The organism is Cyclobacterium sp., assembly GCF_014762705.1.
Classification (GTDB): Bacteria; Bacteroidota; Bacteroidia; order Cytophagales; family Cyclobacteriaceae; genus Cyclobacterium.
This window is the reverse complement of sequence record NZ_JABURL010000085.1, coordinates 19,953-46,734: the sequence shown is the minus strand read 5'-3', so window position 1 is coordinate 46,734 and position 26,782 is coordinate 19,953. Positions and strand designations below refer to the sequence as shown.

The 26,782-nt window shown below is 43.3% G+C and carries 15 protein-coding genes; all 15 read right to left on the bottom strand.

All coding sequences use genetic code 11. From position 1 onward, the window contains the following. Window positions 1-383: 383 nt before the first annotated feature. The 15 genes from HUJ21_RS16125 to HUJ21_RS16055 all read right to left on the bottom strand — a co-directional run bounded on the left by HUJ21_RS16125 (window position 384) and on the right by HUJ21_RS16055 (window position 26,713). Window positions 384-1,961: an arylsulfatase gene (locus HUJ21_RS16125; RefSeq protein ID WP_291371587.1), complete on the bottom strand. Its 1,578-nt coding sequence runs from the start codon at window positions 1,959-1,961 to the stop codon at window positions 384-386. A 131-nt stretch (window positions 1,962-2,092) separates the two neighbouring features. After that, window positions 2,093-3,730: a RagB/SusD family nutrient uptake outer membrane protein gene (locus HUJ21_RS16120; RefSeq protein ID WP_291371585.1), complete on the bottom strand. Its 1,638-nt coding sequence runs from the start codon at window positions 3,728-3,730 to the stop codon at window positions 2,093-2,095. A 12-nt stretch (window positions 3,731-3,742) separates the two neighbouring features. Continuing rightward, complete coding sequence (locus tag HUJ21_RS16115) at window positions 3,743-6,778, bottom strand: TonB-dependent receptor (protein ID WP_291371583.1); 3,036 nt, start codon at window positions 6,776-6,778, stop codon at window positions 3,743-3,745. A 535-nt stretch (window positions 6,779-7,313) separates the two neighbouring features. Continuing rightward, entirely contained in the window at window positions 7,314-7,712 is a 399-nt protein-coding gene (locus HUJ21_RS16110) for a heme-binding protein (protein ID WP_166146719.1), read from the bottom strand. Window positions 7,713-7,861: 149 nt separating this feature from the next. Further along, complete coding sequence (locus HUJ21_RS16105) at window positions 7,862-10,642, bottom strand: outer membrane beta-barrel protein (RefSeq protein ID WP_291371580.1); 2,781 nt, start codon at window positions 10,640-10,642, stop codon at window positions 7,862-7,864. Window positions 10,643-10,898: 256 nt separating this feature from the next. Further along, window positions 10,899-11,120: a hypothetical protein gene (locus tag HUJ21_RS16100; RefSeq protein WP_291371578.1), complete on the bottom strand. Its 222-nt coding sequence runs from the start codon at window positions 11,118-11,120 to the stop codon at window positions 10,899-10,901. Between the two features lie 358 nt (window positions 11,121-11,478). Beyond that, the gene (locus tag HUJ21_RS16095) at window positions 11,479-12,831 is read right to left on the bottom strand and encodes a sulfatase (RefSeq protein ID WP_291371576.1); all 1,353 of its coding nucleotides are present in this window, start codon (window positions 12,829-12,831) and stop codon (window positions 11,479-11,481) included. A 64-nt stretch (window positions 12,832-12,895) separates the two neighbouring features. After that, on the bottom strand, window positions 12,896-14,941 hold the full coding sequence (locus tag HUJ21_RS16090) for a sulfatase-like hydrolase/transferase (protein ID WP_291371574.1): 2,046 nt from the start codon (window positions 14,939-14,941) through the stop codon (window positions 12,896-12,898). Beyond that, on the bottom strand, window positions 14,931-16,322 hold the full coding sequence (locus HUJ21_RS16085; RefSeq protein ID WP_291371572.1) for a sulfatase: 1,392 nt from the start codon (window positions 16,320-16,322) through the stop codon (window positions 14,931-14,933). The genes HUJ21_RS16090 and HUJ21_RS16085 overlap by 11 nt, the downstream gene beginning before the upstream one ends. Before the next feature lie 61 nt (window positions 16,323-16,383). Continuing rightward, on the bottom strand, window positions 16,384-17,907 hold the full coding sequence (locus tag HUJ21_RS16080) for a RagB/SusD family nutrient uptake outer membrane protein (protein ID WP_291371570.1): 1,524 nt from the start codon (window positions 17,905-17,907) through the stop codon (window positions 16,384-16,386). A gap of 13 nt (window positions 17,908-17,920) precedes the next feature. Next, a complete protein-coding gene (locus HUJ21_RS16075; protein WP_291371568.1) occupies window positions 17,921-21,286 on the bottom strand; it encodes a SusC/RagA family TonB-linked outer membrane protein in 3,366 nt (1,121 codons plus the stop codon). A 157-nt stretch (window positions 21,287-21,443) separates the two neighbouring features. Then, on the bottom strand, window positions 21,444-22,550 hold the full coding sequence (locus HUJ21_RS16070) for a FecR domain-containing protein (protein ID WP_291371566.1): 1,107 nt from the start codon (window positions 22,548-22,550) through the stop codon (window positions 21,444-21,446). A gap of 284 nt (window positions 22,551-22,834) precedes the next feature. Then, window positions 22,835-23,449 carry a sigma-70 family RNA polymerase sigma factor gene (locus tag HUJ21_RS16065; protein WP_291371564.1) on the bottom strand — a complete coding sequence of 205 codons (615 nt, stop codon included), beginning with the start codon at window positions 23,447-23,449 and terminating at the stop codon, window positions 22,835-22,837. Window positions 23,450-23,542: 93 nt separating this feature from the next. Further along, a complete protein-coding gene (locus HUJ21_RS16060; protein ID WP_291371562.1) occupies window positions 23,543-25,072 on the bottom strand; it encodes an alkaline phosphatase D family protein in 1,530 nt (509 codons plus the stop codon). Window positions 25,073-25,228: 156 nt separating this feature from the next. Continuing rightward, a complete protein-coding gene (locus tag HUJ21_RS16055) occupies window positions 25,229-26,713 on the bottom strand; it encodes an alkaline phosphatase D family protein (RefSeq protein ID WP_291371560.1) in 1,485 nt (494 codons plus the stop codon). Window positions 26,714-26,782 lie beyond the last annotated feature (69 nt).

Here is a 26,782-nt window from a genome sequence, read left to right as displayed (position 1 = left end):
ATTAAACGCATGTTTCCTTAATTCGTGTCATTTTTTATAAATGCCGTTCACTTGATCCAAAAGTACCAAAAGATCAAGACAAAAAAATCCTTCCCCCCGCAATCCTCCCGCACCCCCCGGTTTTTTGTCAGCCCTACGCTCTTTTTATATATCAATAAGATTTTCGTTTTGATTGTCAATCTTTTAATTCATACATTTTGAATTTAATCCACCTTGCAAGTCATAAGGTATCTGTAGAGGTAAAGGTAATATTAACTGAGGTTTAGGAAAACATCTCCTAAATGGACCAGGTCATTTGGGTTATTATTTCTAATGTGATGATTTTATTTATTGATCATGAAAAATTAAAGTCTCATCCATTATTCAATGGTCGGCTTTGAATATTAATACCTGACACCAACCTCTTCCGCCCAATAAGCATAATCCTTGACCATTTCCTCAAGGATTTGTGGGTTTTGTTCACCAATTTCGTTGAGTTCAGTTGGGTCTTCATCCAGATCAAATAATTCCCAGTCAAATTCCGGTGATTTGGAAATGATTTTCCACTTCCCTTTCCGCATGGCCTGGTGGCCAAAATGTTCCCAATACAATTCCCGGTTTTGCTCCATTCCCTCCCCTTTAAAAACAGGCACAAGACTTTTTCCTCTCAGCGGTTTTAGTTGGTTTCCCTGATAGCGTTCCGGATACGCTGTATTGCCTAATTCCAGACAGGTGGCCATGATATCCACCACATGGCCCGTTTCTTTGGTGATTCCTTTTTGCGAGATTCCATTGGGCCAATGAGCAATCATCGGGGTGGCCATTCCTCCTTCTTCCAGCCATCTCTTGTACCTTCTGAAAGGAGTATTGGAAGCTATGGCCCAGGGTTTCTTAAAGGCAACATAAGAACCGGGGTAACCTATTTCGGAATTGGGGTCATGCATGTTCCTACCGACAATACTTTCAGGGGAAGCCCCATTATCGGATAGGAAAACGATTAGCGTGTTGTCGTACAGTCCATTCGCTTTCAACTCCCGGACCAACTTACCGATTCCCTGATCCATTCTGTCTACCATGGCTGCATGAACTGTCATTCGTTTTGCCCAGTCGGCTTTATCTGCCGCTGCTTCCCAGGAAGATACCCCCTCTTCTCTTGGCGTGAGACGGAAATTAGGGTCTAATACCCCCAGCCGAAGCTGTCTTTCGTATCGCTCCTTCCGTAAAGCATCCCAGCCGATGGCATACCGGCCTTCGTACCTTTGAATATCTTCCGGTAAAGCGTGTAATGGCCAATGGGGAGCTGTATAGGCAAGATAAAGTAAGAATGGCTTTCCAGGTTTGCGTTCTCCATGCTCCCGGACATATTGTACCGCTTGGTCTGAAAAGGCATCCGTCATGTAAAAGTCATCTTTAGGAGGCTCCCAGGGATCATCATCCAGGGCCATTTGCCTAAGTCTTGCCGAATCCTTATCCAGCTCAAAGTAGCTGCTTCCTCCACTGATCAGACCAAAATACCTCTCAAATCCCCGTGTCCTGGGCCAATGTTCCTTTTTTTCACCAACGTGCCATTTTCCGGACATGTAGGTGGCATATCCTGCCTCCTTAAGCAGTTCTGCGATCGTGACGGATTCATCATTCAGAAAACCCTGATAGGGCCCGGGGTCAGGATCGCTGGACACCGAACTTACCATCCCTCCCATGCCCGCTTCATGGGGATAAAGTCCTGTCAGCAGAGAAGCTCTGGTAGGACAACACCTGGCGGCATTGTAAAAGCGCTGAAACATCAAACCTTCTTTTGCCAACCCATCCAGGTTAGGTGTAGCTATTTCTGAACCATAGCATCCAATATCCGAATAACCCAAATCATCTGCCACGATAATGACAATATTAGGTCTGTTATCTTCCTGGATTTCACTTTGTGGTCGACAGCTCAATGACAGGACCAGAAAACCAAAAAATAGACATGTTGGATTTCTTTTCATTGAAATTTGTGGAGATGATTGGTTGTAAAGATATTTTATAATTAGCCCTTGCTTCAATATTGACATCTCATACAATCTAAAATGAAGAGGCCCCGGATACTGTGCCGGGGTCCTCCATTTTTAATTGATTATCAATAACCGGGATTTTGCGGAAATTCTCCCGGATTGCTTACACGGTCAATTTGTGTCTGGGGAATGGGCCTGACAAGGTGCATTTCCTGAATATTGGGAGCTGCATCCAGATTGTGTTGCCTTACCCTTTCCAGCAGGGTTCCGGTTCGCTTCAGGTCATACCATCTGTGCTTTTCTCCTATCAATTCCCTGGCCCTTTCTTCCAGGATAAAATCCAGATCAATGTCACCCGGATCCACCTGCATTTCCTCTTCCATCCCAGGCAGTGCTGCTCGGGTACGCAATACATTGATGTATTCGGCTGCTGCAGCGTTGTCATTCTGCCTCCAGGCAGCTTCACAGGCAATTAGGTACATTTCTGCCAGCCTCATCACGGGAAAATCTCTTCTTCCGGCAGTTTCATTGATGCTGGGCCGCAAGGGGTCCAGAAATTTCAACAACGAAGGGTAGTTTCTGCGTTGATTGGTTCCGATTTCCTGATAGGCACTGACATTTCCTATCCAATTGCCCTTATAGTCAATGATCCAATAGGGGGCGGCCTGTTTGACCTCATCGGGTACCGGTTCCATAACGATATGGATGGCTGTATCACCGGGATTTACCTGTTGGCCATTGATCTCTCCGGGGATATTGGCGTACCAAACGGTCTTGAAAGAACCATTCCAGCGTGCATCCATTTCCCTGTCGTACAGGCTAAACAAGTAATTGGTGGGTAGAAACCGTTGAAAAGGCCGTCCATTTTCCGTATCCCTGACCATGGCAGGATTAAAGGTATAATCGAAAATAAAATACAAATGTCCGGAATTCCCTGGTCCATTGAGCAAGGGGTCATCAGTAAATTGAACAGTCCAGATAAACTCACTATTGTCTTCATTATTGATATCCCACAAGTCAATATAAGGGGTCACCAATTCAAAATTGTAATTATTGATCACATTGGCCGCCAGCCGTTCTGCTTCTGCCCAATTACCCCGGGTCAATTGCACCCTTGCCAGCAATCCCTCTGCCGCAGCCTTATAGGCCCTACCTGGTTCGGATGCACTTTCGGGTAAGTTGGCCACTGCAAATTCAAGGTCCGGAAGAATACCAGTTTCATAAATGGTATTTTCGGGAGTACGATTTGCCTCCGTCTGCACCCCTGAGGTTTCCTCAAGAGAAAAATGTACATCTCCCCACTGCTGTACCAGGTGGAAATAATACAATCCCCTTAAAAAACGTGCTTCTGCTTCAATTTCTGCTTTTCTCTGACTGGAAATGCCACTGACATCCTCAACCCTGTTTACCACAGTGTTACATTGATTTACTCCTACATAAAGGTTGTTCCATATATTGGTAACCGTGCCACTGGTGCCCAGGAAATTTGGGGAGTAATTATTGATATGCGGGTTATTGGCGATACCACCAAATCCATTGGTGAAGATATCCGTACCGGTTACCGTCAGGAAAAAGCCGTTCTGCTGACCGTAAAAACTCCTTAAGGTTGTATAGGAGGCTTTTAGCCCATCTTCAATTCCACCGGGAGTAAGATAATAACCCTCAGCTGTAGCCAAACTAACCGGATCCTCTACCAAAATCTCCTCACAAGCGCTAAGCCCAAGTAAAAACGCTATCCCAAATATTCTAAATATATTTTTCATGGTGTCGACAATTTAAAATTTCAGATTCAAACCAAAAATGTACGTAGCCGTGGTGAGCGGACTTCCGCCTCCAACGATGCCATTGGATGTTTCAGGATCCACCGTTGAATAAGGTGAAAAAATAAACGCATTGTTAACCGTTGAGTAAATCCTGGCGGAGCTCAAACCCAATTTACTGATCCAATCCGGGTTAAAATTATATCCCAGTGCAATATTCCGGATCTTAATATAGGAACCGTCAAAGTAACGCACTGCATCCGAATACAAGGGCGCATCTCCTGCATTGGGCAATGGAATGGCATTGGTTGGATTGTTGGGGGTCCAGTAATCCAGGTTAATGGAATTGTACCTTCCCTGCCAGTTGTTGCCGCCCAGATTGTGGTAATCACTCCTCAGCATTTGACCCATTCTGGCATGTACCAGTATAGAAAGATCGAAGCCTTTAAAAGATATCCTGTTTGTCAGGCCTCCTGACCAACTGGGTACCGTAGAACCCAATACCTTTCGGTCATCCGCATTGATGTTGCCATCAGGCTCTTTAGTCAGTTCCCCGTCTGCATCTCTGCCATTTACGTCATTGATCCGTATGTCGCCCGGCTCCTGCCCAAAATCAGCTGCCAGGTCTGCTTCATCGGATTGCCAGATACCACCTTGCTCAAAGCTGTAGAAAACATTGACAGGCTCTCCAATAAACCATTGGTTGCCCACATCATCACTCTGGCCATCAAACAACTCAATAATTTGCTCTCTGTTAGAAAATACGTTCATATTGATATCCCACCTGAAGCCACTAGGACGGTTGAGCACATTGGCATTGGTTGACAATTCCCAACCAGAGTTTCGGGTACTTCCAATATTTTGCAATACCGAATTGTAGCCAGAAGTAATGGGCAGCAGGCGGTTTAGCAGCAGGTCGCTGGTATTGGTTACATAATATTCTAATGAACCATTGATCCGGTCATCAAGAAAGCCATAATCAAGACCTACATTCACTGTTTTTGATATTTCCCATCTCAAATCAGGATTCGGAATCAGGTTGTTACCATATCCAAATCCTGAATTTGATCCAAAGATATAAGTAGTTCGCTCCAATCCACCCAAAGTCTGAAATGGATCAATGGCTGTATTGCCCACCTCTCCATAGCCAGCACGAAGCTTGAGAAAAGAAACACTACCTCCTCGCAAAAATTCCTCTTCTGTAAGTATATACCCAGCGGAGAATGCAGGGAAAAATGCCCATTTATTTCCTTCAGCCAAACGGGAAGAGCCGTCTGCACGACCTGTAAGGGTAAACAAAAACTTATCATCAAAACGGTAATTGGCCCGGCCCATATAGGACATCAATCCCCAGTCTCCCAGGGAACTACCAATTCCGGTGATGGTAGATGAGCTGCCCAAATCGTAAAACAGGGATTTTTCAATGGGAATATCCTGTCCTGAAAGAGATGATTCTTCAAACCGGCTGGCCTGGATGGAAAATAGCCCTACCAAATTCAAAGCGTGCTTCCCAAACGTTCGGTCATAGGAGAGAATGTTTTCCTGCGTATAGGCAAAGTCCATGGCGTTTTCTACGGATCCCTGATTAATATTCCCCTCCAGTAAGCCGGTATACCTTCCTCTTCTTGCAAGGTTAAAGTCAGGTCCGTAATTTACCCGTAGTTTCAAATGGTCATTGAACTGGTATTCGGCGAAAATATTGGCGAATATCCGGTGCCTGCGGGTTTCATCCACATATTGATAAGGCTGGTAATTGAGCAATGGGTTGGCCAGCAATCCTTCCCGAGGGTTGGGAAAGGCCAGAAAATTACCTTCTTCGTCCGTTGGCCCCACCAGGGGAGAATAGCCCAAAGAATTGTTGTAGGGAGCGTTGGACATCTGGTTTCTTTCACTGATACTTACCGTACCACTCAGCCCTAACCGAAGTTTGTCCGTTAATTGTGACTCCAGGTTGACCCTTACGGCAGTCCGCTCAAAATTGGTTCCCGGAATGTAGCCATCTTCATTGAAAAAAGATCCGGAAACATAATAATTGATCTTATCCGTGCCACCACTCACAGACACCTGGTGGTCCTGCTGACTTCCGGACTGGATCGCCAAATCCAGCCAGTTGGTAAATCTTCCTGCCTGCAGGTTTTCGATCTCCAATGGGGCCAGAAAATTACTATCAAAACTGGAATCATCCCCGTCATATCCCCTGGCAATACGTGAATATGCAGCAAATTCCCGGCCATCCATCAGGTTGAGATCCTGAATGGGTTGCTTGACCCCATAATAGCCATCATAGCTGATGACCGCTTTTCCTGTTTTGCCCCTTTTGGTGGTGATCAAAACGACACCGTTGGCTCCCCGTGAACCATAAATGGCCACCGCACTGGCATCTTTCAATACTTCCATGGATTCAATATCATTGGGATTGAAATCACTGATGTTGGCACTGGTGGGAATACCATCAATGACATATAAGGGATCATTGGAGGCATTTATGGATCGATTGCCCCTGATTCGGATCTGTACCGGGGCCCCGGGGGAGCCGTTGGCACGGACGATATCCACTCCTGCCAGCCTTCCCTGGGATTGTTCCAGAAAATTACCAGCGGGAGTTTCCTGCAGGTCTTTACTGGTCACCGAGGAAATCGCACCTGTGAGGTCACTTTTTCGCTGGGTACCGTAACCGACTACCACCACTTCCTCCAAATCGGATTGGTCCTCCTGTAGGACAATATCCAGATTGGATTGATTGGCAATGGTTATCCGCTGGGATTGATAGCCAATAAATGAGATCTGAAGAACGTCTCCCTCATCGGCCTCAATGGAAAACCTGCCCTCAATGTCCGTCACTGTACCAGTAGTAGACCCTTCTATAACCACCGTTGCGCCCGGGACCGGCAAGCCATCTGTATCCACCACCGTCCCGGTGATAGTGATGAATAATTGTGATTCTTCTGGTTGAACCGCCCTCTCGGGATTGGCATGCGTAAGCAATGTTGTAAACATGAAGAACCCCAGGATGACAACCATAACATAGTTAAATGGAGTAATTTTTTTCATGGGTTTGTTGTTAAATTTAATTTGACAAATAGATATAATAACTTATTGATCAGGCTATAACACCTTGTTAGGGGATAAATTTGGCATATCAATCAAATCAAAATGAAGCCATTTTTACTCTTGGTAGACTGCATTTTTTTGGGTGATTTTTCTGTGGATTAATATAGGAATTCTTTTTTTAATCTTATAACCTTTAGAAAAAATATAATTTTTTTTAAAAAATAACTAAATTTATAAATGAACCTTGAATTCCCAAATACTGTGAATTGCTTTAAGTATATTTATTTCAGCGCAACGCAAAAGGCCTGCAAAAGAGAAAGAACTGATTTTTTAAGTAAATCGTAAAAAGATGATTCCGGTTTGTAGGGAGAAATTAATTTGGAGTCATTTTATCAGCCTACCGGAATCTCATTCCAGCATTCTTGCCAGAAATTCCACAATACCCGGCAAAAAAAAATGCCTTCAGCAGGACCTTTTTATGGCAGTCTACTGAAGACAATAATAATTTATTTAAGTTTTCGGTTGTATCTTGACGTTAAAGTGCTCCGGCTCCTGCCTTTGCCACTTGGTGGTCATCTTCTACAGAACTTCCTGAAACGCCAATAGCTCCTACGATAGTACCCTCAGCATTTCTCAAAACTACACCTCCAGGAAAGGTAATCAAGCCTTGATTGGAGTGTTCTATATTGTATAAAGGAGCTCCGGGCTGAACCAATGGACTGAGCTGATCCGTATCCATAGTAAAGAAAACCGCTGTTTTTGCCTTTTTGATACTGATATCAACCGATCCTAACCAGGCTCCGTCCATACGTGCAAATGCAGTGAGGTTGGCACCTGTATCTACTACACAGATATCCATTTTGGTCTCAATAGCAGCCGCTTCCTTTTTGGCTGCCGCTATAACTTTTTCAGCTTGTGCAAGTGTAATGTTCATCGTTTATAGGGTTTAAATTTGAAAATAATTATTGTTTGTTACTGCCCAAACCCGCAGGTCCGAATTTAGCCAGAGTTGTGAAAGCAAATTTGGCCAGATGTATTTTATTAATAAAGATCAGGTGAAAGAACATGTAATTAAGCCCTCACTTAGTTTCCCATTCCCCCGGGCCTTGATCCTGTTCCTCCAAAGCTCCTGAGATTATATGTCAATGTAAGCATAAAAAACTGTTGCACCACCTGGGTTCGCTCATCTTCAATATAGACATCGGTCACATTCCGGTCTATATTTGTATTTTGATTCAATAAATCAAATACGGTCATTTTCAACTCAAATTTCTCGGTTGGTGGAAATCTGTATCCCAGATCAGCATTCATTAACCAAACGGACTGGTCAAAATCCTCACCCAGGCCCTGGTACCATTGATTGTTCACATTGGTACTGACAAAGAAGCCCCCTGCAAAATTCCAATACAAATCCAGGCGAGTACTTTGTGTGTAATAATTGTTATCCAGATTTTCCTGTAAACTACTGCGTACGATATTGTAATTTCCCCTTGTGGACAAATTGAAATCCAAATGTTCCCCCAAATTACTGCTGATACCAATTCCCGGTCCTACATATACGTTTCTGTTGTAATTGGTTTGGTCATTGATTAGACCTGGCCGGTTGCTGATCCCTGCCCTGGCGCTCAAATTCAAGTTACTCTGCATAAAATTCAAGGGAAAGCCAAAAGAAAAATAGCTTCTTAAATCCCAGTAATTGTCCAGATTTTCGGGTCTGTTCAATTGTCCGCCCTGCCTCAGCAATACATCACCCTGAATCAAGGTGTCCCGGCTGGCGATATAAGTGGCATTACCCAGGTAATCACTGGTCATGCTACCTCCCAAATACATGAAAAAGGACTTATTGGTTTCCGGGTTGATCTTCCGGATTCGGGTAGACATCCTGTGTTCATATTCCTGATCCAGATTTGGGTTACCTGTTGAAATTTGGATAGGGTTACTATTGTCAATTACGTCCTGGAGTTGCCTTACCGATGGGGCATCGGTGTCCCCACGATAGTAGATACGGATATTGGTATTTTCATTGGGATCGTATACAAATACCATCCGCGGCACTATATTTCCGAAGGTACGCTTTGTATTTTCAAATCCTGGAAAGAGCCGATCGCTATCCAGAACGGATACCTGATAATCCAAAGAAGAATATATCCGGATCTTATCTTTGTTATAGCTGTATCCCAAGCCAGCTTCATGCTGCATGTAGGTGTTCTCAAACTCATTTGTCAGGGTGGAGTCCAACACAAATCGAGTAGCTTCCATTTCCCTTTGTGATACTTCCTGTAAGGTGTTACCTATATCATTTCCTACTTCATATTCCAGCCTTAATTGGGAATGGTCGCCTATGGGCTCTGTATACTCAAGTTCAAGTTCATAGTTCAGCGAATTGGATTGGCCCAGCGAATTCTGAATTAAACTATCCCGGTTGCCGGTTTGAAAGTCCCGGTTAATGGATACCAATCTGGAATCCTGATTGGAATTATTTGTTCGGGTTTCTATTTGCGCAGAAAGCGTACGGCCTTCTTTGTCAAACTTGTACCGGTAGGTAAAATCACTAGAAAATTGGAACGACTCATTGTTCCCTGAAGTGGTGTTTTCGGTCTCATTTATAGGAGTGGTAGGGTTAAATAAATTTTGCGCTGAAAGCAAACTATAGGTACTTTCCTTTTCATATCGGACCCGTGGACGCCAGATGATGGCATGCTTCTCAGATATGTCATAATCTAACCTAAGGTCCAGGCGGTGATTTTGGCTATTGTTTTCACTATTTCTGATTTCATCATAAAGTTGCAGACTGTCGCTGGGAAGGATGTATTCCCGGGAGGAATTTCGATTCAGGAAATTCTGGCTCTCATTAAAAAAGTAACTTCCGGTTATTTTAGCTCTCCCCTCATCAAACTTATCTGTAAAATTCAGCCCAATGGCATTGGTATGTGTAATGCCAGGTCTTTCTCTGGTGGTAAGCGGGTTACCTCCTCTTCCCCTACCTCCACGTCGGTTGTCACTTCCGCCAAAGGCTCCGGAAAGATCATCTGCAGAAAAATTCTGCTGGTTGATGTTGTTGCTTAAGCCAAGGGCGGTTATACGTTGGGCTTCACTGAAAAAATTTACGCTTCCACCGACAAGGTAATTGTCATCCGTTCCATATCCAGCAAACATGCGTCCAAATTTCCCACCTCTTTTTTCTTTTTTTGTGATGATATTGATGGTTTTGATGGTCTCTCCATCATCAAAACCGGTCATTTGGGCCTGGTCACTCAGTTGATCCAAAAATTCAATCCGATCTATGATTTCCACAGGTAAGTTTTGTAAAGCCATGGCTGGATCATCACCAAAAAAGGGTTCTCCATCGACCAATACTCTCCCAACAGTCTCGCCCTGAACTTCTACCGTCCCGCCCTGCATGATCACTCCAGGCATTTTCCGAATAAGTTCTCCTGCACTTGCCTGCGATCTGGTTTTAAAAGAGGAAGCATTCATGGAAACCGTATCTCCCTTCATCTCTCCAGATATGGCCTGACCTTCAATTTCATAGGTATCCAGCAGACTTCCTTCCTCTACCAACTCAAATGTACCCAGATTACTTCTCGATCCAATCTCAATGGTTTTTTGAAGATCCTCATATCCCACAAAACTGATACTGATCTGAATGGTATTTTCTGAAGGCCTTCCAAACTCAAAACGGCCCCTGTCATCCGAAAAGGTATTGCTAAGTGTATCTCCTGCCACATTTTTTATAAAGACATAAGCTCCGGGTAGGGTTTCCTTGCTATCCTTGTCCTGCACCTTTCCTCTAATGGTAGTCTGAGCTAAAACAGATTGAACTGAAAATAAAAGTATTACAAATAAATATACAAATCTAATCATGTTGGTTTAGGTAATATTATATAGAAAATTGTTTTTTTCAATAAATACTACCTTAAAAATACGAAAAATTGTATACAATTAAATTTTTATTCTATTAATGGGGTATTTCGTTAATAGGTGGGAAAGATTTAGTTTTTCAGGAAGGGAAGGGTAAGTATTTATCTACAACCCGGGGGTTTAAACCTCTGATTTCAACTGCCGGCCAGGATTAGTCCTTCCTGCATAAGCCAGGCACTTAGGCTTGGCTACTGACTTATCAGTGATTGCTTTTATTCTTTGGTTTGTAGAGTAATTTAAAAACCACAGCTATGACGATAAATGAAAGAATAATATAAACGATGAACCTAAAAGGAGAAGGGTTTAAAGGGTATTCGTCCCCTGACGCTTCTCCTACCTGGGCCATTAAATACCGAAATTGAACCAACAAGAAAAACAGTAAGGTCATGGTGTATGTAAAAATGCCAAATAGCCTTTTCATAATTTTATCTTTTGGTGAACAGGTATAATCAGGAACAAAAATCCATCCAAAAAGCAATTTTCTTGAAGTAGGTTCCTGAGTTTGATACAAAATCTCCATGGACAATGAATAAAATAATCATGGTTTCGGGATCAAACCACCTGTAAACCGTCCTCATTTGCTTAAAAATGAGCGGCTGTTTTATGCCATATATTTGGGTTCTTGTAGTTGCGGCTTTATTTCCCGCCTAATCTACCTGAAAAATATGCTAATGATCATTTCGGCTGAAAAAAAAATTGCTTTATGCCAATGCCAGCTAATCAAAAAGGCAGGAAAAACCTCCTGCCTTTTTGATTTATCTGGCTAATGTTTACCCTTTCTAATTGGTACCTGAACCACCGGGCCACCATTTATCCAGGCTTGCCAACAGCTTTTTAACCACCTTTGGATGGGAAGCGGCCAGGTTCTTCGTTTCCATAGGGTCTTTCAAAATATCATAGAGAAGAACTTCCTGATTGTCGCCATTTGCGGCACCCGGATCTATCAGCTTCCAGGAACCACTGATCACCATTCGGCTTTCCAGGGTTTGCTCCGGTTTATCCACTGCCACCATATCATGAGAGAAGTCCATACTGTAAATCTGTTTTCTTTTGGACAAGGCCTTTTTATCCAACACATTGATGCCCTGCATGTTTGGAAGCGGGTCCAGGCCAACCGCCTCCAGGGTGGTCACTGCCATATCGATGCTGCTTGTCAGGTTTTGGGTATCCATGCGGGGGGTGATTTTTCCGGGCCATTTGTAAATAATGGGTGTACGAATACCCATATCCTGGGGATCTTGCTTGGATCCGGGGGCATACCGATTGGGACGCTCAGGATCCTGAATCCAGCCGTTGTCGGTAACGAAGACCACCAGCGTATTGTCGGTCAAACCTTCCTCTTCCACCTTATCCAAAAGTTGTCCCACGGTTATGTCCAGCCATTCGCACATGGCCCAATAGGCGGCCACTGCCTGGGTTGGGGCTTTGGGAAGGTATTTTTGCAAAAGAGAATCCGGTGGCGTATGAGGGGAATGCGGCAAAAATGGGGCATACCAGATAAAAAAGGGGTCTTTATCCGCAATGGCCTGATCCATAAAATCGAATATGGGTTTCATCCCTTCTCTTCCTATCTTCAAACCCTCATCACCGTGTCTGCCTCCCCTTTTGGGGTCGCCATGTGTCATACCATCGGTAAATCCTCCTTCCTTCCAGTGTCCACCCCACCATTTTCCAGACTGGAAGGAAACATAACCCAGTTTTTGTAACAGCTGAGGGACGGTGGGATGCTTTTGAAATTCATCCAGGTAGTCTTTGTAAAGCCTCGAGCGTGCCGTTTGCCAATCGGTTTGGTAGCGTGGTTTTTCGAATGTAAATTCCGGATCATTTCCGGTAATTCCATGTTGATGGGGATACAGTCCGGTAATAATAGAAGCCAAAGAAGGGCTGCAAAGGGGGGCAGTCACATACCCACGGGTGAAGGTGAGCCCCTCGGCTGCAAGTTCATCGATGCGGGGTGTCTCTATGTGAGGGTGTCCCATAAACCCGTAATCGGTCCAGGATTGGTCATCAGACAAGATGTAAATGATATTGGGCTTTTCTGATTGTCCGAAAGCAACACAGACTGAGATAAAAAAGAAAAAAAATGAAACTGTTATGCGCTTACAGTTTTTATTTAAGAGAATTAACTTCATGAATAGGTGGTTTTTGAATTAAATTGACTTTTCAGTATACGCTAAATATAATGCATTTTGTCTTTTAATTATGATAAAAAACAGGTAAATATTCATTTTGAATACCTGTTCCCGACCATTTAAGTTCCAGCTCCGGCTTTTTGCTATAATCAACAATTTTTGTAACCAATTTAACCGGATGAAATCCTTTTTCCAGAATTACTTTGGTCATACCTTTCCCTTTGGCCAAATTGGGGTGATCATCGTCTATTAGTAGTGCTTCATGGATATGCATCACCAACCCCTGGTTGGTTTGGTAACTAAATTCATATTCTCCGCTATTCTCCACTTTTAAAAAACCCTCATAAACCATGACGTTGTTTTCTATTTCTCCATGAATGGCTTCAACCCCGGATAATACCATCGTCTCTTTCGATGCGTCCAATCCCTTGTGAATAAAAGGCACCCAAGGGGAATCAATTTTGAATTTGGACAGCTTAATCCCTGCTGTCAGCTTCCTTTCAGGTACCATGGCAGGTATCGGCTCCCCGTCATAAGGCCTTTCAGCAGAAGCATTGTACCTTCTCCAGCGCAAAACGGTGTTTTTCATTTCTTTTTGGAGCTTTACAAATTCCCCATTTGTTCCTGCAAGGTCCCGGGTTTCTCCCGGATCGTTTTTGGTATCAAAAATACTGAAATCGTCCTGATGCGATAAAATATTGTACCTGATGCCTTTATACCCATCCAGATACAGCACCTGCATTTCGCCCCGCTTTTTCCCCCTTTTGGATTCAAGGAATGATTCGTAGCTTTTCGTATTATTGTTTACCTGGTACTCAATATACACCTTTCCATTATGCTCGCTCGCATTTCCGGAAAGGATGGGCCAAAGTGACCTTCCATCTGTATTTGCCGGCGCAGGTAATCCACTGATTTCCGCAAATGTTGGCAACCAGTCGTGAAATCCGGAAGGGGAATCATTTCTATTCCCTTTCGGAATTTTACCGGGCCACCTAACCAAGGTCGGTACACGGATACCACCTTCCCAGGTATCTCTTTTGGTGCCATCCAGGTTTCCAAAACTTTCAAAAAAAACAGGATCATAATCTCCGTAACCGTAAGATTCATGATGAGGACCATTATCGGAAGTAAACACGATCAGGGTTTCCTCATCAATTTCCAAATCCTGCAACAAGTGAACAAGGTCACCTACAGCATTGTCAATCCGGCGAACCATACTGGCAAAGCGCCGCTGTACCTCTGGCCAGTCATCGTTTCGGTAGTCTGGATGTATAAAACTATTCACCTCACCCCGCGCTGTATTGATGTAATTTCCTTTTTCGCCTATTAATTGCACTCCGCCATCTATACCTCCCCCTGAGGGATAAGGCATACCGGGGATTTCCAGGCCCGCATGTGGAGTATCGTAGGCCAGGTACATAAAAAACGGTTGTTCGGGATCACTTTTTTTATGGTCTTGTATGTATTTTTTTGCCCTTGCTGTAAAAAGGTCGGTGGTATAGCACCCCTTTAAATGGGCTGAAATCTCTTCATTACCATCGTATAATTCCATAGGCCCCCTATTGGCCACATCATGGGCGGGATAGTGATTATGGCCATCTCTGTGCCGCACATAACCAAAAAAATAATCAAACCCTCTTTTGGTAGGGTATGCTTCCCAGGTGGCAGGACTATCTCCTTCTAATCCCTGCAGTCCATATTTGCCTATCAATGCTGTGGCATATCCTGCTTCTTTAAGAACGGTGGCCAGGTTATGGTTGGCTGGGAGGGCTTTGTCAAATTGATTGTTCCGGACCTCGGCATGGCCCTGATGCAAGCCAAGCAATAATGTTGCCCTGGATGGTGCACATACCGGTGCAGGCACATAATGGCGGGTCAAAATCATCCCCTCGGCGGCCACCTTATCCAGGTTTGGTGTGCTATGAAAGGGCTTCCCTTCAACTTTGCGTTGGTTCTGGTACAATACACCCAGATCGCCATATCCCAAATCATCGGTAAGGATAAAGATGATATTTGGTTTTTTATCTGCCTGGCTTGACCCGAAAATGCGGTTAGGCAGAATCAGGCTACCCAATACCAGGAGGGAAAGTACTATCAGTTTACTTTTCATTCAGTTTTTGTTTTATGAGATTCATTTCAAATGCTTTATCATAAAGTGGATTTGCCTGATCAGGAACAGGTGCATTGACTTCCAGCCTCCAGGACTCGAGCAAATCAATCATTTGGTTTCTGATTTCCACCTGACTTTGGGCCATGTTGTGTTTTTCTCCGGGATCTTCCTCCAGATTATAGAGTTCGTAATCCCCATCTTCGAAATAATGATGGAGCTTCCATTTACCTTTCCTGATGACAGATCCCGGCCGCGTCCTGAACAAAGGATCCCTGCCCCCATCTTCTTTTGGATTATAGGCTTGCAAGTATATGGGAAAATGCCAATAAAGGGCTCGCTCCTCCATGGCTTGATTGCGGAAAAGGGGTGTCAGGTTCATGCCTTCCAGCACTGTGTCCGGCGGACCTTCTTCGCTGATGATACTTTTTATGGTAGGAAAAAAGTCCATGTTCGTCACCGGAACATCCGTTTTACTTCCGGCCTGAATGGTGCCTGGCCAGCGCATCACCAAAGGGACACGGATTCCCCCCTCGTAATAGGATCCTTTACCTGCTCTCAGGGGAGTTTGATAGGAAATATCCCTTATGCCTCCATTATCCGAGGTAAAAATTACCAGGGTATTGTCTGCCAGATTTAGCTCATCCAAAACGGCCATCAACTTACCTACATTCTGGTCTACCGAGGCCACCATGGCTGCGTAATCTGCCCGGTCCTGCCCTTCGGTTCCCGGCTTCCCGGCAAACGTTTCAATCAACTCCGGTTTACCCATAATGGGTGTGTGCACGGAGTAGAAAGGCAGGTACAGAAAAAAGGTTTTTTCCTTATTTGCTTTTACAAAGTGAATGGCTTCTTCGGTCAATCTGTCGGTCAGGTATTCTCCGTCTGGTCCGTTATCTATAAAGTCAATCTTATAGGGACTGAAATACCCACCGCTCCCCGGGTTGCCCCGATGGCTTCCTCCCACATTTACGTGAAAGCCATGCTGCAGGGGATCTTCGTTGATGTGCCATTTTCCGAAAGTACCATTTGTATAGCCATTATCCTTAAGCATTGCGGCCAGGGTATACAGGGAGTCGGGAAGAAAATCGCGGTTTGGTGTAGGTATGATTTTACGCGTTTTTGAATTTCCCCGTTCCGAATTGTCTACGGTATATACACCATGGCTGGGCGTGTTCCTGCCACTCATCATGCAGGCCCGGCTGGGAGCACAATTGGCAGCAGCGGCATAGGCCTGGTAAAAAACCATGCCCTGCCCTGCCAATCTGTCAATATTAGGGGTTTCGTAGTATGCACTGCCCATATACCCCAGGTCTTTCCAACCCAGATCATCTACGTTGATCAGGATGATATTGGGTTTTTGTGGATTTACACCAGCACTCAATATTGGTGATACCAGCAATATAAGACAGCAACCTAGTAAACAGGTAGGCGTTATGATATTCCTAATTCCCATAACCATTATTAGTGGGATCAGAATCCAGGAGGGCCGGATTTAAGATGATCTCCTCCTCTGGAATGGGAAGTTTGACATGGTGAGGCTGAATATTGCTACCAGGATCATAGGTTCGGTAAACTGAATTTCTTACTGTCTCTAAAAGAATACCCCATCGGATCAAGTCATACCGACGATGCCCTTCACCTGCCAGCTCCCACTTTCGTTCCGTACGGATAGCACTCCTTAATTCTTGCTGGGTTAAACCGCTATACGGTTGTGCCGGATCATAGGCCCTTTCCCTAACCGCATTAATATACTGATAGGCATTATCAGGACCATTCAATTCATTTTCCGCTTCTGCAAGCATAAGGTAAACATCCGCCAATCTGAACACCAATGTAGCTTCACCATGGTTACCTCTCGGAGAATTTACAAAATCAAAATTGGTGAATTTCGTCAGGTATTGGAACGTCAACTCAAACCCGAGATACTCACTTAGAATATTGTGTGGCCTTCTTAGATCATTTTCAGGAAATTCGTTGATAAAACTTAATATGGGGACCGTTAGACCGTATCCGTTGAATTCCTCATTCCTAGCTGCCAAAGCCTCGGAAAGCGGGCCTCTATCTGCGGGATTTTTGGGCTCATCCCTTAATCGGGGATTAAACCCATCCGTACGGTCCTGTGCATTTCCAGGCACATCTTTTTGAAAATCAATGGCCCATATAATTTCCTCATTGAAAGGATTATTCACATCAAAAACATCTCCGTAATTGGCTAGTAATTGATGAGGGGAATTATTGATAATGCTCAAACACTCTTCCCTTGCATTTGTCCAATCCTCTTGCCACAGGTAAATCTTGGCAAGCAAAGTTTTGGCCGCCCATACCGTAGGTCGCCCCAAATCGCTTTCTCCATAGGTCTCCGGAAGCAAATTTCCCGTTTCAATTCTCGTCAAATCGCTGATGAGATTACTTCTGATTTCATTGACAGGAGTTCTACTTAGGTTGGCGGCATCTGCAATGGGTATTTCTTCATCATAATAGGGTATATCACCCCATAAATTACTGAGATGATAGTACCCATAACTTCTTAGGTATAAAGCTTCGCCTATGGATTGATTCTTGACAGCAGCACTAATATTTGGGCTGTTCTCAATATTAGTAATTACCGAATTGGCATCGCCAATCATCCTGTAAATCAACTGCCATAATTGCCGGGCATTCGAATAGTTACTTTGGGTCAGGGTATAATTCTGCATAGGTTCATTACCTCCAAATTGACGGCTGGACTCCAATACATCTGCTCCCAATTGAGTGAAGGTATGGATACCTTGCCAATTGCCATAAAATCCATTTTGCCTCAAATTCAGATAGATTCCGTTGACTGCTAATACTGCCTCTTCATCTGATTGGTAAAACGTGCTTGGGTCGATAATACCACGAACTTCCTCCTCCAGGAAACTTTCACAGCCGAGAGAAAGAACTGACAAAATTAACAAGCAAAAATTTTTATAATTTAATATTTTCATGATCAATAAGGTTTTAGAAGTTTGCATTCAATCCGAAAGTTAGGGTTCTGGCATTTGGATATTCGGCCCGAATAATACCCCTTACCACGCTTCCATAGGTATTGCCAGATTGCGGACCAATTCTGCTTGCTTCCGGATCGTAACCTCTGAAATTAGAAATCAGAAAGATATTTGCACCACTCGCATAAACATTTAGATTTTTTATGAATTTATTATTTTTCAATGGCACAGTATAGTTAAGCATAACATTCCTCAGCCTCAAATGAGACCCACTTTCCACCAACTCACTGTTTGAAGGGATATCAGAAATACTGACTGTTCCACCTGCCCTTGGAATGTAGGGGTGGGGATCATCTACAGTCCATCGGTCTCTTGCCATTCCGTAGATATTTTGGTCACTTCTTCCAAAAAAGCCTCTTTGCGCAAACTCATTGTAGACATCATTTCCGAATGTACCTTGAAGAAAAATATCCAGGGAGAAATTCTTCCACTGTATACTATTATTGATTCCACCAAAGAACAACGGCTCCGGATTTCCAATAATTTCAAAGTCATCATTGAAACTGATAAAGCCGTCTCCGTTGGTATCCTTAAATCTGGGGCCGCCAACCACAGCTCTTAACCCACTATACCTAAACTGGTCTAGTTCCTCCTGACTTTGCCATGTTCCCAGATATTCCAGGCCGGTAAAAACACCGACAGGCTCACCGACAATTAATTTTGCGGCCTGACCGCCTTGATCAAGGAAATGAATGTTGATCTCATTTACTCCCCCCAGATCAAGAACACGGCTTCTGTTTCCGGAAATTGTGAAATCTGTAGACCACCTGAAGTCATTCCTATCAATATTTACAGACCTGATCATCAATTCAATTCCCTGGTTTTGTAAGGAACCAATATTTTCAAGCCGTTGGCTAAAACCGGTTTGACGGGGAATCTCTCTATTTAAAAGTAGGTCAACGGTTTTTTTGTAATAATAATCAATTTCCAGACTCAATCGATTATCAAAGAAACCTGCTTCGAGGCCAATATCGAATTGGGAGGTTGTCTCCCACCTCAGATCCGGGTTGGCGGGCCTGTCTCGTCTTACGCCAATACCCTGGTTTCCATTAAATATTACTGTTCCAGGGTTTAACACAGCTAATGTGCTGTAGGAGTCAATAGCTTGACTTCCAGATCTTCCAAAGCTTGTCCGCAATTTTAATTCGTCAAAGACATTGAGATTCCGGATAAATTCTTCATCTCCTAATCTCCATGCAAAGGCCCCAGATGGGAAAAAAGCATATTGATTATTTGCTCCCGAAAATCTGGATGAACCATCCACTCTCCCCGCCAAGGTAAAAAGATATTTGTCAGAAATTGTATAATTTGTTCGTCCGATCCAGGACACAATCTGGAAGGGATCGTTGTAATTTGAAGTGATCCTGAAGGTTTCAGGATTTCCTAATTGTAATACATCAAAGGAAACACCGTCATTGGGCAAACCATCCGTTTGGGCAGTAAATCCCTCTGTTGCAGAAGTTTGCCAGGTAAATCCACCCAAAACATTAATCCTATGGTTTGCAGACAACTGCTTGTCGAAAGTAATTGTATTCTCCTGTAGGATCTGATTATTGAAACTATTCGTGATCCTACCGAAACCGCCCCTCTGAGCAGCAGCCCTTGATGGTACACTGCCAGATTCAAAGACATTTTGTTTTCGCCAGTTTAATTGCGGACCGATGGTAGACCGAATGGTAATTGATTCAATAGGCTTGTATTCGATGTAAAAATTTCCGAGTAAATTATTGACCATGGTTTGGTTGCTTTGCATCCTAAGCAAAGCTTCCGGATTATCGAAGGGCCCCCCTTGTACGTAATCTTCATCCCACAGTGTTCCGTCTTCTTTGAAAACCGGAAAAGTAGTCAATGCTCGCCTGGCCTCCCAGAGACTCACCAAATCGTTGTCATTTTTTACGAAAGATGTATTGATCCTTGTTCCCAATGTCAGGTTATCTGTCAGCTTGAAATCCAGATTTGCTCTAAAACTGTATCTTTCAATTCCAGACTCTCTAATTATCCCCCGCTGATTCATGTAATTTCCAGAAACAAAATAATTTACCCTTTCTGAATTGCCCCGTACCGATAAATCCAAATTGTTAATCGGAGCTGTTCTGGTGATCTGTTCTTGCCAATCGGTGTTACCAATCAAGCTTTCGTCTACAAATGGGTTGGCTTCTCCACTGAATTCAGCATACTCAAATCCGTATGCGGCACGCTCAGGGCCATCTAAGAAGTCAATTTTTCGTGCTAGGTTCTGGAATCCGGTATAGGCGTTCAATGATACTGTCGGTTTACCACCAGCAACGCCTTTACCAGTTTTGGTAGTTATCAAAATGACGCCGTTGGCACCTCGTGTTCCGTATAACGAAATAGCCGACCCGTCTTTTAATATATCTATGGATTCGATGTCGTTGACATTAATGTTATTCAAATTGAAATTGGTACCCGCTATAAAGCCATCTATTACATAAAGGGGTTCGTTGTCACCTTGCACCGAATTTCCTCCACGGATGCGTATCGAGGCCTGGGCACCCGGACTTCCACTCACAGAAGTTACATTTACCCCAGCAGCTCTTCCCTGGAGCAATTGATCTACTCTTGGAGCTGGTAAATTAGCAAGGTCCTTGGCCTCTACTTTCGAAACAGAACCTGTTAAATCAGTTTTCTGAACAGAGCCATATCCCAATACCACAACTTCATCCAGGGAGGACTGGTCCTCTGCCAGAGAAATATTAATCGTGCTTTGTGTGGTAATCTCGACGGATTGGGAGGTATATCCGATGTACGAAAATACCAATATGGACCCTTCCGCAACATCAATTGAAAAATTACCGTCAAGGTCTGTTACGGTCCCTGTGCTGGTTCCCCTGACAGTAATACTAGCCCCCGGAAGTGGCTCACCATTATTATCTGTAACTGTACCTGAAACAGTAATGTCAGCTGCGTACACTTCTTTTGACACAACGGCAATTTTTTTTGTTTTCTTTACATGAATATTATAGTCTACCTGCTTAAAAGTAAGGTTGGTTTGATTTGCAAGGCTCAACAACACATCATAAAGCGAGCTGTTGTTCGACCTAACCCCTACGTTAGGAATATCTCTAAGCTCTTTGTTGGTAAACACAAAATTGTATCCAGTGTTATTTTCAAGTTCCAGAAAAATATGCTCAATTTTCGCATCTTCCAGGAAGAGGGACACTGTTACTTCTTCAATATTTTTGACTTGGGCATTTCCATTCCATGCCATGAGAAAACTCATGGTAAGGCACTGGAAGAGAAACGCAATGGAGAATAACTTGGTCATGTGTGTTACATGCTTAAGTATGGATTTTTTCATATCTTTGATTGGTTTGTTTAGGCGATGCCAATTGGTTAAGCAAACATTTGCCGACTCAGGGATTGCCGTCTCTGTAATCGGGTAACATGCCACGGATGCAGCAACATCCGTGGCTCTTTTTATTTGGAAAAGACTTTTTACATAGGCAGTTTGAACTTTAAGATGACATATCAAATTTTAAAGTGACCCGGTCCTCATCCAACTTAAATCTAAACCGGGCGGAATAACTCAACCCTTCCAGTACGCCTTCAAGCGTCTGATCTACAAATTTCCCTGATAGGAGTACGCCTCTTTCGGGACGATTAAGTACCTCTATTTGAACTCCGTACCAGTTTTCCAACACCCTAATGGCTTCCCATATGGGCGTCTGTTCAAAAAGAATGGTCTTTCTGGTCCATGCCAATACCTTCTCCTCCTCTATCTGGTGCTTACTATGGGCCTGCTCACCTATGCTAACATTCAATCCCTCGCCCGGCTTTAGGATAATTTCCTGAGATTTCTCAAAACCCAACGCCACGTTCACCTTTCCAGTGAGCAAGGCCACATCAAGTGGCTCATCGTTATACGCAGTGATATTAAAGGAAGTGCCTAAGGCTTTGGTAGAAACCGGTCCTGTCTTTACGACAAAGGGTCTCAAGCTATCTTTGGCCACCTCAAAAAAAGCCTCGCCAATTAAAAACAGCTCCCGCTTGTCCGCTTCAAAATTCTTAACGTACCGCAACGTACTTCCCGAATTGAGAATCACCCTGGAGCCATCCTGTAGCCTAAGCGTTGACTTTACACCGGGAGGGACTGAATGCTCTTCATAAACCAGTGGGACTTCCACAAATTCTTCTTCAGGATATTCAAGTAGGAAATTGCATAAAATCCCAAGTGAAAATGCGAAAACAAGTATACCGGCCACCCGATAAAACTGATGGCTGGCCTTATAACCTGTTCGTGTTTGTCTGTCTGCAAATCGCCTAAGGGTACTTTCCGAACTTATAGAGACGGTCCTTCTTTCCGCCTGCTCTTCTTCTGGTTCATTAATGAACGTATCTATTTCGGCCCATATGCCCTCTATGCGTGATTCACTAATTTCACCAAGGTTTCTCGATAAATTTATCAGCGCCCTCCGGGCCAACTTCATGTTTTCATATTTTTCCGGGTGTTTTTCCAAAAAAACTTCCCAGTAGGCTCTGGTTTCCTCGTCGGGTGCCAGGACCCATTTTTTAAACTCTGGGTCCAGCATAAAATCTTCAACTGTGTATTCGGTCTTACTCATAAAAGAAACCTTTCACTTATCTTAAGCCCGGAAACACCGGAAGTTATCCTCCGAAAAGAATAAAAATTTATTTTTTAACGATGAGATAAACAACAATTCATCTGAAAGGAAACTTCTAACACCATCTATTTTTGATATTTCCTGAACTAGGGGTTATCGGGATGTAAACCGATCTAAACAGAACAAACCAGAAACAGATTAAAGCTGTTGAATATTAGATTCATTAAATTTTTTATGGCCATCAGGGATTAACCTATGAGGAAAAAATAATTCCAACGTCTAATTCACCAAAGAGGTAAGGTGATCAGGTAAGCCCCTACTGATATAATGGACTTTCTAAGTGTGGAGAGTGCTTTCCAAGCTAATGTGTAAACCGACCGAAGGTTGATACCCATCAATTTGGAAGTCTCCTCATAAGAAAGATTCTCAAAAAACAAATACTGAATAACTTCATTTTGCCGAATGGGAAGTTTTTTCAAGATGCTAGCTAACTTCTTTTGTACGGCTTCTTCCCGTTGCGCATTTACAATTTTTACTTCTACGCTCTCAAGCCGACTGGGAAAGTTTGCTGCAGCTTGTCTCTGCTTTTCGTTCCCCTTAAACGCCTTCTTTTTCTCTTTGTTTATTCGATTAGAGAGCGACCTGAACAAATACAACCTTACATTGTCTGTAGGTTTGATACTATTCTTATACTTCCACAGGTCAATAAAAAGCTCTTGAATGCAATCCTCCACGAATTCTGCATCCCCTGTTATAGAGGTGCCTAGTTGAAAAAGCACCTTGACATACTTTCTATATAGTTGTTCAAAAGCATGCTTATCTCCGGATTTCAGCCCGAGCCAAAGCTCTTCAGGACTGGTTTCCTGAGGTAGTGTATTTAACTTAGGAACAATTTGCATGCTATGATGTTTGGGTTTATTCGCTTGAAGTTCTCTATTTTAACTTAAAAAGCAAATTATTTAAGCATTTTCATTTAAATATCAATAAACTGATCATGGTGTCAATTCACTTTTTTTGATGGTTCTTTCAAATATATGGTCACCATCTTCCCCTACCAGGCGAAAAACAACAGCAGGATCTTCACTGGAAGGAAGAAAAGTAAATTCCCCAAAGGCAAACTCTCCATCAATTCCATACAGCTGGGTATTCCAGCTGGGATCTTTAGCTGGCGGACCAACTCTTGCTCCCAAACTTGCCGCCTCAAATTCAAAAAATCCGAAATCGGATTTTCTGGGAATAGTAAACCCGCGGGCTCCGTGCCTATCTCCCGAAATAAGCAGGACCCCACTGATACCCTTATCTTCAATAAACTTAAAAATCTCCTCTCTTCCATTGGGATCATTAACTCCCCAGGAATCTTTGCCATTGGACACATAATCGCTCCACATGGTACCACAGGATAGGATGATAAAAGGTCCTTTACAGTCCAATAACTGTTCCTTTAACCAATCCATCTGGCTTTTTCCCAAAAAGGACCCCTTTTCTCCGGTCCTGAAAAATCGGTTGTCCGTCATGATAATATCAAATGGTCCTATCCTATCCCGGGTGAAAATTCCTTGATTTAAAGATTTATCACCATAAGATGGATTCACCCAGGATTCTTGGAATACTTTTCTAACGCCATCGCGGTCTTTTTCGGAATATCCTTCAGGTATTCCGGCCTTATCATTGTCGAAATAATCATGGTCATCCCAGGAAGCATAAACCGGCATTTTTGAGGCAAAATCTTTCCAGGCAGGCAAAAAATCCCGCAGCATGTAATCGGCCCGATGCAAGCCCAGGTGATCATTTCGGTCCTGTACCGCAATATCTCCCAACAATAACATGGCATGGTTTCCCCTATCTCTGATTTGTTCCAATAGCTTGTGATTGCCCAAACCCCAACGATGGGGACAGGAGCCAAAAGCAATTTTTACTTCTTCACTATTGTCCAATTCTGGAAGGGTTGTGATCACCTGTTCAACATCCGAAGGAATAACTTCACCATTGACAATAATTTTGTAGGGGTACCTGGAAGAAGGCTTCAAACCATCAACTTTTATTACGGCAGATAAATCCGTTTCAAAAGTGGCATATACGGGGCCAAAGATGAATCTTTCCTCTCCATGCTTTATTTCTACTTCAACCTTCGAAGGTTCTAAAGTTCTAACCCATACAGCTGCCTTATCGGCTTTAATCTGGCCCAGCATGGGGCCTGCCAGGATTTTGCGCCCCTGCTGTTGCACCAGGTTTTTAAATGAATTGGATGCCAGTAAATCGGCATAGGAACCATATTTGTTGGACGACAAAATTTGATAGGCCGATTCATACAGTGCTTGATCTGCATCGGGAGTAGTTTCCCAATATTTCAATATTTCCCTGCTATCCGTACTTTTATTCATGGGATGTCCTTGTTCTCCAAAATTCTGTGCCTGAGATGGAAAGGACAAGAGCAATAACAGGAACCAAGTGAAGCACAGATCTATTGTTAAAATGGTTTTTCTGATCAAGGTCTTTTGGATTTTTAAATGTCTGGTATTCATTACGCTTGGTAAAGTTAAAATGTAACAAATGACGTAAATTCGAATCTGGCCATTCTCCTGGCTTGGGGTTTTTTCCCTGATTCAAAGAAATTTCTGATGCTGTTTTTTCTGGTTTCTTTTAACCAGGATCCTGATCAGGTTCAAATGTTTTAATCCCTATGCTTCAAATTCTTCCTGATGCATTTCATTACCATTTACATCATAATGTCTGAATTCAATTTTTAGAATATCATTTTGACGAAAAACTTTAATGCTTAAAAATCCTCCCTTTACTCTCAAAAATTGGTGTTCGGGTCGTTTGTCCTCCTGGGACCATCCCCCTGACTGTGCATCAGATACCGGCCCAGCACCAAATTCCCTTAATCCGGTCTCCGGATCTATTGAAAAATACTGCCAATGCCTGTCTCCGTTGACCACAAAAACGCCACTAAAATCAGATAAAAATTGTCTCAACCAATTTCCTTCTTCCTGGAATAGCGCATTGGCATGATTGTCCATTTTTTTCTCTCTATCGGGCCCTACAACCGGCGTAGGGGAAAACAAGATTTTAAAGGTCGCATCAGAAGTTTTCATGGTATCCATAAACCATTGTTTCTGGGCTTCACCCCAAATGGTCCTGGGGCTTCCGGATGGGTTATTCTTAGGGGTACGGAACTCTCTGCCTTCCACCAACCAAACCTGTAAATCCTTACCCCACCTGAAGGTTCGGTACGGTTTATCCTTTAATGGTACATTTTCCCCCCATACTTGAAGCCCCTGCTCCAAAGTAAACTCCCCTAAAGGAGTGGAATCCGGAAACACATCATCTTTTAATAAGTCATGATCATCCTTTAGCAGATAAATGGGTACATGCTGATAAAATTCCTTTAAAGAAGGCCAACCATCCATGGCATGCCATTTGTGCCGGGCCTTTTCCAGGTTATCCACCATGGGACCGATACGGTCGTAGTACACATAATCGCCGGTATGAATAAAAAAATCAGGTTTTAATTGACGCATGGCATCATAGGTTTTAAAGCCCCGGTCTTTGTCATCATAGTTCCAGAAGTACTGGCAGGTGGAGGTGGTGAGCAAAAGTTCCGAAGGCCGTACAACATCACCTGCAGTCTTAAAGGTTCCGGATTGGTGGGCCGTGACTTTACCTTTTTCTGCTTTACCTTCCAATCGCACCTTATATTCGGTATCGGGTTCCAAACCTGTAAAGGGAAAACTGACTGTAAAATCCCTTTCGCCACTTGCCTGTTGCCATTCCGACACCTGCTTGTCTCTCTGGTTTTCCACAATTGCCCGTACCCATCCGGGTGAACCGGTCACACCACCATCCATTTCCTTGACTGGCATTTGTTCATTAAAATCAATGGGGTATTCGTTATTCTGACTTTTGTGCTTTTCTTTCGGATGGATGATTGGATTGGGCTTTGCCTGGGCGCATAATCGGGTCCAAATGATGGCTTCATTTTGGGAAACTTCTGTGACCTTTAACCCATTGGTGAAATAAATTTTAGGGATAAAGGATGAAGTTCCTTTTGACTGATAGGAATGAAATTCCTTAGCCTCCAATGGTTTAGTTTTCCCCATGAAAAAGGTAAAAAACATGGCTACTACCTTTCCAAAAAAGGATCTTCTGTTGTTTTTTTTCATTTGTTAACTTTCAATATTTTGTGGCGCAAATAATCCTTCAAAAGATACAAGTTTCAAATATTAAAAATG